Below are 11,556 nucleotides of genomic sequence, written 5' to 3' on the forward strand. Positions count from 1 at the left end.
TTGATCCTTAAAACTGTCAACTGATAAACCGAAATGTCGAAACCACTACGTAAGCATAAGAAGAAAAAATACGATTTGCCAGAACCAGGCACAACACCTGGCTTTGTTTACATAGATGGTAATTCTTTAAAACCGAAAATCAACCTTTACAGTTATAATGCAGGTATTTTTAACGTTGTAGAACTCAATAGTCTTCGTAATATCAAAGAAAAGACAAATGATAAAGAAACTTACTATTGGGTTGATATTAGAGGTTTGAATTCTGTTGAACTCTTCAATGTGTTTAGCGATGAACTTAAAATACACAAGTTGGTACTAGAAGACATTACTAGAACCTACCACCGACCAAAATTTGAAGAGTACGACAATTACAATTTTGCAATTAGTAGAATGTTGAATGTAGGTGAAGATGGCGGTTTAGAAAATGAACAGGTGTCTTTCATCCAAACCAAAAATGTGCTTTATACTTTCCAAGAAGATTATGAAGATTGTTTAGATGCAGTTCGCAATAGACTAAAAGAAGGTAAGGGAAACATTAGAACTGGTGGAACCGGCTATTTGATGTACGCCTTAATGGACATGATTATCGATTCCTATTTCTCTATACTAAGTATTTGGAATGAGGAAATGGACGAAATTGAAGACAGACTTTTAGCAAGACCTGATAAGTCTGTGATGTACGACACGCAACTTGTGAAGCGCAACTTAATAGCATTGAGAAGGGTAGTGTGGCCAGAGCGAGATAAAATGAATGATATTTTACGCACTGACAGCGGGTTAATTAGCGAACAAACTAAAATGTTCATTAAAGATGCTTATGACCACACCATTCAGCTGATGGATATGGTGGAAAGTATGAAGGAAATTGCATCTAGTAATATAGATATGTATCTATCAATTATTAGCAACCGAATGAATGAGATTATGAAAGTACTTACCATTATCTCGTCTATTTTCATTCCACTCACATTTATTGCCGGTATTTACGGGATGAATTTTGCCAAACAAGACCCTATCACAGGCAAAATAATGCCGAACAATATGCCAGAGCTTTACGTAGAGAACGGTTACGAGTATACATTATTGGTAATGGCATTTATAGCACTGGTTCAAATTATCTTTTTTTGGCGAAAAGGCTGGTTTAAATAATATCATTTTCGGCTAAAAATAGCGGACATATTTTTTCGAATTTTTTGTAGTTTCAATTTATCAAACTAAACTATAAATGAACGAAAAAACTAAAAGCAAAAACATTGCTTTAATTATTCTTGTAGCCTCTTTAGGCTACTTTGTAGATATCTACGATCTCATTTTATTTTCTGTAGTACGCGTACAAAGCTTGAAAGATTTGGGTGTTGCCGAAGAAGATATGTTAAGTATCGGTGCAACGATTATCAATAGCCAAATGTTCGGAATGCTGGTAGGTGGTATTCTTTGGGGTGTTTTAGGAGACAAAAGAGGAAGATTAAGCGTTTTATTCGGATCTATCATTACTTACTCCTTAGCCAATATTGCCAATGGTTTTGTTACAACGGTAGATCAGTATACCGTAATTCGTTTCATTGCAGGCGTTGGTTTAGCTGGCGAACTTGGTGCGGGTATCACTTTGGTAGCCGAAACCATGAGCAAAAAAAACAGGGGCTACGGCACCATGATTGTTGCTTGTGTAGGTTTACTCGGAGCTGTAATGGCAGCTTTAATCAGTGCCCGTTACACCTGGCAAACCAGCTATTTTATTGGCGGTGGCATGGGGTTATTGCTGCTTTCGCTACGCATTGGTTTGGTAGAATCGGGTATGTTTAAAGAAACTACCGAAAACCAAAATGTACAAAGAGGCAATTTCTTTATGTTATTTAACAAGTGGTCGAGGTTAAAAAAATATCTATGCTGTATTCTAATTGGCTTGCCATTATGGTACGTAGTTGGCGTACTGATCACTTTTTCTCCAGAATTTGGCCGTGCTTTAAATGCTACCGGAGTTTTAGATGCTGGCAAAGGAATAATGTATTGCTACATCGGTATTTCTATTGGCGATGTAGTTGCTGGTTTACTGTCGCAATTGCTTAAATCTCGACGAAAAGTAATGCTGATTTTCTTGTTGTTAACGACAGTTTCGGTGGCTGTTTACTTGTATGCTTTCGGTTTAACTCCCGAAGGCTTTATCTTGCTAAGTCTGTTATTGGGCTTTGCTTCGGGTTATTGGGCTACCTTTGTAACCATTGCGGCAGAGCAATTTGGTACCAATTTGCGTGCAACAGTAACTACTACCGTACCCAATTTTATACGAGGTTCGTTAATTGCGATCACCACAGGCTTTCAATTTTTTAAGGATAAGTTCGGCATTTTAGAGGGCGCAGCTGTAGTAGGAGCAATCTGCATTGTTATCTCATTATTTGCTTTAAGTCAGTTGAAAGAAACTTTCAGTAAAGATTTGGATTATGTAGAGCATTAATATTTTAACGTAGTTTTTCTGATTTTTTTTGAAAAGTTACTGATTTGCTACTATCAATCTGTAGTCCCGCTATTGTTCCAATCTTTTTGCAAATGTTACTGAAGTTTAAAAAGATGCTTCAACAAAAAGTATTTCCACGCTATTGGGTTTAGTTTGCAAGTACTGTGCATGGGTTTAACCAAACTAAGCTCCGATTGAAGCGGACACGAGTGCAGCGAGTAAAGCGTAAAGCGGGGCTTTCCCTAAATTGAAAAACTGACATTGCCTTTCAAATAAAAAAACGTAAACCGTGAAGTGTCAATCCAATGTACTATATCACATTAGGTTTCACTTAGCGTGGCATTAAGCTTAAATTTGAGGCTACAAAGGAGAAAAATCATGTTTAAGGAGAGCGTTTTTAAGGAAAAAGTGGCAGAGGCGTATAAGCAAATACAGGATAGTATTTGTGCGGGTTTGGAAATTGCCGATGGGAAAGGTCTTTTCGTAGAAGAATTGTGGGAAAGGGAAGGCGGTGGTGGCGGTCGTACTCGGGTTATACAGCACGGCAATGTGATTGAAAAGGGGGGCGTAAACTTTTCTGCGGTTTATGGTAAGTTGCCTGATGCGGTTAAAAAAGCTTTCAAAGTAGAAAATGATGAGTTTTTTGCGACTGGAGTTTCTATCGTTTTGCATCCAGAAAATCCGTTTGTGCCTATTATACACATGAACATTCGCTATTTTGAAATGGATGAACAAACGCGTTGGTTTGGCGGCGGTATAGATTTAACTCCTCACTACGTTATACCAACTGATGTGAGGTTTTTTCACTATCATTTAAAGCAGGCTTGCGATGAGTTCAAAGCAGAATTTTACCCTAAGTTTAAAGCTTTGGCCGATGATTATTTCTTTATCAAGCATCGTGATGAAACTAGGGGAGTTGGCGGTATTTTCTACGATCGTTTAAAGCCTGAAAATACAGATTTAAGTTATGAGCAGATCTTAGATTTTTCTCTAGCTGTGGGCAATTCGTTTTTACCGATCTACACTGAACTTATTGATAGAAATAGAAATACAGAATATACCGATTTTAATAAGGAATGGCAGTATTTACGCCGTAGTAGGTATGCAGAGTTTAATTTGGTTTACGATTCTGGAACTAAGTTTGGCTTAGAAACCAATGGACGCATAGAAAGTATTTTAATGAGCTTGCCACCAACAGCCAAGTGGAATTACAATGCTAAAGCGCAAGCTGGCTCAGAAGAAGAAAAAACTATTGATTTCCTTAAAAAAGGAATTGATTGGGTGTAGTTGGTCTCCGTCATTTCGACGAGGAACGAGGAGAAATCTGGAGGTTGGATATGATAAGCTTATAGATTTCTCCCCGCGGTCGAAATAACGCGGACGCCTTAAAATAAAAAAGCTCTAGGTTGTTCCTAGAGCTTTTTTATGGACTTTGATTTCCAATTATCTTCCCCCTGGAGGGCAATTTTCTTTTAAAAATTTAGTGAAGGTTAAGGCTAAATGCTCGCTTGTACCTTCGCCCTCGCTAATACTGTGCGTTCTGTTCGGGTAGCTCATCAACTGGAAAGTCTTTCTGTGCTTCACCAATTCGTTAATCAACATCTCTGCATTTTGATAATGTACATTGTCGTCTCCTGTGCCGTGTACCAACAATAGGTTTCCTTTCAAGTTTTTGGCATGAGTAACAGGCGAACCAGCTACATAAGCATCTGTAGTTGGAAATGGTGTACCCATGTAACGCTCTTGGTAAATATTGTCGTAAGTAAGCTGATTTGCCACTGGCGCAATAGAAATACCAGTTTTATAAATTTCTGGATATTGGAATAGTAGGTTTAAGGTAGAAGAACCACCACCGCTCCATCCCCAAACAGCAACTCTGTCTTTATCCATAAAAGTGTGGGTAGCCAATAGTTTTTTGGCTCCCAAAGCTTGGTCGCGAATATTCAGCTGACCAATATTTTTATAGATTGCCTTGCGCCAAGCTTTGCCTTTTGGTACGGGTGCACCACGGTTATCCATGGAAATATAGATGTAACCGTCTTTTGCCATATCGCCAGCATAAAGTCTGTTCATACCAGCGCCGTAGCTATCTAAGGCAGTTGCAGAAGCGGGCTCTCCATAAACATAAAACACAACGGGATATTTTTTAGTACGATCAAAGTTTTCTGGTTTTTTCATCCAACCATCTAACTCAATACCGTCTTCGGTAGTTACCTTAAAAAACTCAACTTTGTTTTTGCTTGCTGGTTGGTTGCCTACTTGGCTTGTAATGCTACCTGCCATAGTTAGTGGATTGTTAGTCTTAAAGTTCATCCACTCGGTAACTGGTCTAATGGTAGAGCTTTGGTAACTGTGAAGCGCAAAAGCACCACTAGGCGAAATGTTATAAGTATGGCGACCTGGTAAAACTGATGGCGTTACTTGTTCTATTTTACCTTTGCCATCTAGCCTAGTTTTAAATAGATATTTCTGTTTTGCATTTGTTGGCGAAGCGCTAAAGTAAACGGTGTTATTTGCCTCATCAATCAAATCTAAGCTCATTACATCAGCATTACTATTGGTAATTAGTGTTGCTTTTTTGTTCTCGATATTGATACGATAAAGATGTGCCCAATTATCTTTTTCAGTAAGAATTACAAACTCTTTGTTGTTGTTGATCCAGTGAAATTTGTCAATGGCATCAATCCAAACTTTATCGGTTTCTTTGTAAATCTCTTTAATTGCATTAGTGCTTGCATTTGCTAGATAAACCGTGCTCACGTTTTGTTCGCGGTTTAATTGCTGCAAAATAACGTTGTTTGAATTAGGTACCCAATCCATTCTTGGGATATAGTTTTGCACCTGACTGCCTGGAACATCTAACCATTTTGTTTGTGCCGTAGCAACATCTACCAAACCAATTTTACAAGCAGAAGGATCTTGACCTACCTTCGGATATTCTACTGGAATGTTATAAGAATAGATCGAATCGGTGTTGTTAATCATTAAGAAGTTACGGATTTTTCTTGCATCTATTTGCCAATAAGCAATAGTTTTTCCATCTGGGCTCCATCTAAAACCATCTCTACAATCAAACTCTTCTTCGTAAACCCAATCAAAAGTACCGTTGATTAATCTTGCAGTACCGTCTGTGGTTAATGCTTTTACATTACCAGAGTTAATATCTTCTACATAAATGTTGTGACCACTTACATACGCAACTTTCGAAGCATCTGGAGAAAACTTAGCAAACATCAGCGAAGATTCTGGCTTATCTTTTCCAATTTGAGTTACTTTTTTTGTAGTCATATCAGCTACCCAGTAATCTCCACGGGTATCGTAGCGCCATACTTTTTTGCTATTTGTAAAAATCAGTGCTTTTGTACCGTCATCGCTCAATTGAAAACTTCTAACTCTAATGGCTTTGCCACTATTGCTTAACAAATCAGAACCGATAACGGTAGCACGATCGCCTTTTGGTAAGGTGATTTTAACGATTTCGCCACTCACATTTTGATAGTAGCTGTTGCCATCTTTGGCCCAATTTACACTTTGCGCTATTGCAGTAGTCGAAAAACCGAATGCAATGGCCAGGCCCCAAATTAATTTCTTGGTACTCATGTCTGTTTATAGGTTTACAAATTGTTGATATACGGATTGAAGGTAAGACTTTCCGTTGATGATATTCTCATTGGTTTGTGTTGCATCTTCTGCTTTGCTGTTATAAAGTACGCTTTTACCCACATTATCAAATGTAACGGTATGTCCATTTTCTATAAATCCAAATCCATCATCCCAACTAAAGTAAGCAAAATTTTTAGTGTATGGATTAAGCAAGTTTTTGCTCCACTTAAAATTTGTAGCATGAATGTTGAGCTGTGCCAGCAGCGTTGCTGGTAAATCTTGTTGGCTCCCAGTTCTGTTGTATATTTTACCTCTAAATTCATCCTTAATAACATCACCATAAAATATCAAAGGAATATGGTAACGTTGGGGTTCATAAATCTCGTATTTGTTTTTTGGAAGTGGGTGACCATGATCAGCGATAAAAACAAACAGGGTGTTTTTGTACCAAGCTTGCTTTCTAGCCTTGTTTATATAGCTGCCAATACACGAATCGGTGTAGAATGCAGTGCTTTTAAACTTCTGAATATTATCTGCATTGCCAAACTTATGCTTAATAGGTAACTCATAAGGTTCGTGGTTGCTTAAACTTAGTATAGTGGAAAAGAATGGTTGTTTAGTTTGCTGGGCATCTTTTAACTGCCTGTTAAAAACTGGACCATCGTAAGCACCCCAAGCACTAGCTTCTTTTTCTTCAAAGTTTTTTCTGTCAATCAATTTTTTATATTGATGACCGAGTATAAATGCCTTGTAGTTATCGAATTCTGATTTACCGCCATAATAAAATGAAGTATTGTATCCATTTTCGTAAAGCTTTTGGCTAATAGCCGGAATTTTCTGCATTTTTTCTGGCCATTTTACAATGCTGCCTACGGCTAACGTTGGAAAGCCAGTTAAAGAACCTATTAAACCTTTATCTGTACGATTGCCTGTAGCATAAATCTGGCTGAACAGTACACCGTTTTTTGCCAAGCTATCTAGGTTAGGAGTAATGCCATTTTCTCCATCTAAAGATTTTATCAAATCTGCAGTGAAGCTTTCTAATATGAAAACGACCACATTTGGACTTTCGGTTTTCAATATGGAAATTGTGGTGTCTTTTTCAACTTTAAACAGATTTTCTACATGTACGTCAGCTTCTTTTTGGTCAAAATATTTATAAAGATTTTTTCTCGATTTATTGCTGGCCAAAATACTTGACATCAAATTCCACTCTGTGTTTAAAGCTGCGTGGTTTAAAATTTGATGATTGGAGAAATAAGCCATGCTTTGCGTATTCGGTGCGCTACCTGTACCGCCTCTTATCAGTAAAAAATTACCTATTAAAACAGCAATGATAATGATGAACTTTATTGCAATTGGTGTTTTTGAAAAAATAATTTCTCTTTTGATGAGCACAAAGTTGAGATAGAAACCTACAGCAAGTAATACTGATAGTACCAATAAAGTTAGAAAGATAGGTGAGGAGGCGCTTGAAGCTAAAGACTCACCCGGAGTAAGAATGGCAAATTCTACGGCTCTAGAGTTTACCTTGCTACCCCATTCTCTGTAAATATTAAAGTTGATTACAGAAATGATGCTAAAAAGTACAATCAGTACCGCGTTATAATACCTAATCCAGTTAAAATTAATTTTTGCTTTGTTGGTAAAATACCAAAAGGTGTAAACTAGTAAGGGAATGATGGTGAGATATGCAGTTGTCGACAAATCCAGTCTAAGTGCATGATAATAAGCTGAAAACTTCTGTGATAGAGGTATGTTTCGCAGTTTGATATGAAAGATGAACATGAAAATGAATCTATCTACAGCGAAATAGAGCAGCCAGAATAGAAAGTATCTAGCAAAAAAAGTCAGGCTTTTAAACATGGGCTGCTAAAATACTAAAAAAGCCCACGATTTAAATCGTAGGCTTTCAATTTTATTGTTGATGACAATTACTCGCCACCTCCTTGCATTGCCATGATTTCTTGCATGGTTTTCAATTCGTAGCCACTTGGAACTTCTAAAGAGAATGGACCAACTTTGTCTTCAGAAACATTTTTAAGGGTTAAAGTTACTTTAGTGCCATTTTGGAAAGTAGTATATTTCACTAAAGCACCTTTTACGCTACTGAATTGCTCTCCCGAAAAGTTTGAAGGAAATTCGATTTCGTTAGTAGCCCACAATTCGTAAGTACCACCTTTGTCATCTTTGTAAGTATATTTTTCAGCATTATAATTGCCTACTTTTTGCTTCTCGCCTGTAGCTTTAAAGTCGCTTAATTTTGGAGATGCAGCTTCAGCCTTTTCCGTATCTTCTTTACTCATTTTAACCGCATACTGCATTTGAGCCATTGGTACATCAATCAACATTAAACCATTTCTGTCTACGAAATTTTGTAGAATACCGATAGTTGCAGGGCCTTGTTGCATATCGATACGCAAGATATTACCAGCAAATTTAACTTTTTGCTCTTTAGGCAATTGAGAAGCCATTGCTGCTGCTTCTGGAGGTAAAGAGTATTCAACTCCGTAAGTTACTGTTCCTTGAGAAATTTTCTTTTGAGCGTTAGCAATCACTGCCGATCCCACTAACAAAGCCGCTAAAAAGCCTGTTTTTACTGATTTAAACATCATATTTTTTAGTTTATAGTTTTTTACCAATTAATTTTTTCCTTCGCTAAGAAAGATGCTATTCCTTTTTTGAAATCCTCACTTTCCCTAGTTCTAGCATTTACTTTAATCGCGTTGGTCAAACAACTATCGAGCCAACTATTGTTAGTTTCGTTAATGAGTTGCTTAGTCAACGCCAGCGAATTGCCAGAAGCGTTGTTGTTCAAATTTAATGCAAATTCACGTACAATTTGATTAATTTCTTCAGCTTTTGTTACATAAGTAATAAGGTTATATTTCAAAGCTTCATCTGCAGAAAATAGATCACCACTGATTAACAGTTTTTTAGCGAGTGTTTCACCCACTTTTTGTACCAAATAGCAACTTACAATTGCGGGAACAAAACCTAATTTCACTTCTGTATATCCAAATTTGGCTTCGGGTACCGCAAATATGATATCGCAAATAGTTGCCAAACCGCATCCTCCAGCTATGGCATGACCTTCTACCTGTGCAATAACAATTTTGTTTAAGGTACGGATGGTTTCGAAAAGGTCTTTTAATGCGCCAGAATCTTTCAAGTTCTCTTCGTAAGAGAAATGCTGCAACTGTTGCATATAAGCCAAATCTGCGCCGGCACTAAAAACATCGCCATTGGCTTTTAATACTATCGTTTTAACATTTTCATCACCTTCTGCTCTTAATAAATTGGCAGTTAGCAGCTCAATTAAAATGGGATCTAGGGCATTTCTTTTATCGGGTCTATTAATAATAATTTCCGCAATGCGATTTTCAACTTGATAAATAACTAATGGTTCCATTTTTAATTAAGTTTCAGTGTTACGGCTTTCTGCTTTTTCAATATATAGGTATTGAGTTTTAAACTATCTGCCTGTTGCCCAAACTTAGCAATTAAATAATCTTTATTACTTGCATCTATAATTAAATTAGAAAATTGGATCTCATTTCTCAATTGTGGAAGTCTTTGTTTCGGACTTTGATGTATCCAAATGAAATCAAACTTATGATTGTTGCTTAATTTTTTATAATTGAAACTTTCATCCATTAATAAGAATTGTTTCCCTTTATAATTGATTTGATGGTTACTTTTTAACAGATTTTTAGATTGAAAATCATCTTTCCAATTCATAAAGTGGATGTTTTTTACTTGTTTTTGGTCTAATGCTGGTTTAACAAAAAACTCGAAATTTCGATCATTTGTGTTTAAGTCTGTAAAAAGGACGGTTTCATTTCCGTTAATAAATGCAGCAGCAAAGTTTTTTCTTAAGCTAAATAACACAAATTCCTCTTGTTTACTGGCCGCTATCTTTTGATAAGCAAAGGAAAGTTGGATAGCTAATAAAATTGCTAAACCAATGTAGATATACTTTTTCTTAAAATGAACCAAACCAAAAGTTATCAAGATCATGAATAAGCAGAAGAGTAGAAGCTGCCACTTGTTCAACCATATTTCGGTAATTCCGGCATAAGGTAGTTCCGAAATCCATTTTAAACCAGTGTTCGTAAAAGTAATTAACCATTCAAAAGCTGGCGCAAGGAAATATATTCTTAGCAACAAAATTGCGATGCCAACGTACATTAGTACCGTAATTGGAATGAGAATAAAAAGGTTACTAATGATAAAATATACAGGAAACTGATGAAAATAATAGATGCTCAATGGCAATGTGGCCAGTTGTGCCGCTAAACTCATAGCTATTGCCGACCATAACTTATCGGCCCATTTATTTTTGAAATACCACCATCTGTAGATTTTAGGTTGATAATACACCAAGCCAAAAACTGCTAAAAAAGAAAGTTGAAAACCAACATCCCAAACCAAAAATGGATCGTAAATAAGCAATGCGAATGCTGTAAAAGCCAAAACATTGTAGCTATTGTTACTGCGTTTAAGTTGCTTTGCTAAAATAAAGGCAGTAAGCATAATCGCTGAACGCAATACCGATGGTGAAAAACCTGTAAGGAGGGAATAGTACCAAATTAACCCACAAATTAGTGCCACTTTGAAAACTCGCCCAACTCTTTTTCTGTCAAGAAACGCTAACAGCCAGTTAAGCATGATGTAAATAATACCAACATGCATTCCAGAAACTGATAAAGCATGGATAGTTCCAGTTTTACTGTAGGCGGCAAGAGTTTCCTTGCTTAAATCGGCTCGGTAACCTAAAATTAGGGTAGAGGCAACAGCAAAAGCTTCATCATTTTTAATGAGTTCTCTATAAATATCAACCTGACGTTTCCGAACTTCCAATGCATATTTGATGATTGGATTTCCCTCGTCGTCACCAAGTTTGATCAATTGCTCTTGTCTAATAAAAGTTTGATGGTAAATATTTTTGGCAGCTAACCAAGCTTTAAAATCAAACTCTGCAGGGTTGTAAGGCGGTTCTACAGGAAGGTATTCTGCTGCAATAAGTAGCTGGTCGCCGTAATTAAGTTTAATGGGGGATAGACTGTCTACCTTTAAAGCAATCATTAATTTGCCTGAGCAATTTTCTGGCTTTTGCTTTAAATAACCATTGGTGACAACTACTTCGAACCTTAAGATGTCATTGGTTTGTTGCGGCTCGTCATTTATGTAAACCTTTAGCTGGTCATACTGCTTCTTCGCAAAGTAACTGCCATTCAAAAAGTCGGTGTGAAATAGGCTGATGAAAATCCCGACAGTGAAATAAAGGACATAATAGGTTGTGCCAATTAACTTTTTATAGTTCCAAGCTTTTAACTGTTTATAAAAAGTATTGACTAGGGCAACGGTTAAGAGAAGCGAAATTAAAACGAAATAGAGTACTCTTAAAAGTTGTTCGTTTTGAAAGTAGTAACCTAATACTATGCCGAAGATTAACGGCAAAAGTATCTTTACAAATACTATTTCCGCTTTGAATATCA

At 36.8% G+C, this 11,556-nt stretch carries 8 protein-coding genes; 3 read left to right on the forward strand and 5 right to left on the reverse strand.

The features are described 5' to 3' along the window. Positions 1-33: 33 nt before the first annotated feature. The 3 genes from corA (at position 34) to hemF (ending at position 3,739) form a co-directional block, all read left to right on the forward strand. Positions 34-1,149, forward strand: coding sequence for a magnesium/cobalt transporter CorA (corA, locus tag AC23ME_RS10840; protein ID WP_487727789.1), 1,116 nt, complete (start codon positions 34-36; stop codon positions 1,147-1,149). Positions 1,150-1,225: 76 nt separating this feature from the next. After that, a complete protein-coding gene (locus AC23ME_RS10845; protein ID WP_487727790.1) occupies positions 1,226-2,452 on the forward strand; it encodes an MFS transporter in 1,227 nt (408 codons plus the stop codon). A gap of 378 nt (positions 2,453-2,830) precedes the next feature. Next, positions 2,831-3,739 carry an oxygen-dependent coproporphyrinogen oxidase gene (hemF, locus tag AC23ME_RS10850; RefSeq protein WP_487727791.1) on the forward strand — a complete coding sequence of 303 codons (909 nt, stop codon included), beginning with the start codon at positions 2,831-2,833 and terminating at the stop codon, positions 3,737-3,739. 156 nt (positions 3,740-3,895) lie between these two features. On the opposite strand, the gene AC23ME_RS10855 is transcribed toward hemF, so the two are convergent. From AC23ME_RS10855 to AC23ME_RS10875, 5 genes are all read right to left on the reverse strand, one after another. Next, positions 3,896-6,052, reverse strand: coding sequence for a S9 family peptidase (locus tag AC23ME_RS10855; RefSeq protein ID WP_487727792.1), 2,157 nt, complete (start codon positions 6,050-6,052; stop codon positions 3,896-3,898). Positions 6,053-6,058: 6 nt separating this feature from the next. After that, positions 6,059-7,762, reverse strand: coding sequence for an LTA synthase family protein (locus AC23ME_RS10860; RefSeq protein ID WP_487727793.1), 1,704 nt, complete (start codon positions 7,760-7,762; stop codon positions 6,059-6,061). A 227-nt stretch (positions 7,763-7,989) separates the two neighbouring features. Further along, on the reverse strand, positions 7,990-8,670 hold the full coding sequence (locus AC23ME_RS10865; protein WP_487727794.1) for a hypothetical protein: 681 nt from the start codon (positions 8,668-8,670) through the stop codon (positions 7,990-7,992). Positions 8,671-8,690: 20 nt separating this feature from the next. Continuing rightward, a complete protein-coding gene (locus AC23ME_RS10870; protein ID WP_487727795.1) occupies positions 8,691-9,467 on the reverse strand; it encodes an enoyl-CoA hydratase/isomerase family protein in 777 nt (258 codons plus the stop codon). A 2-nt stretch (positions 9,468-9,469) separates the two neighbouring features. Then, positions 9,470-11,518 (reverse strand): ComEC/Rec2 family competence protein, encoded by a 2,049-nt coding sequence (locus AC23ME_RS10875; RefSeq protein ID WP_487727796.1) that lies wholly within the window; start codon positions 11,516-11,518, stop codon positions 9,470-9,472. Positions 11,519-11,556: the final 38 nt, after the last annotated feature.

The organism is Pedobacter sp. T50_32 (genome assembly GCF_057652195.1).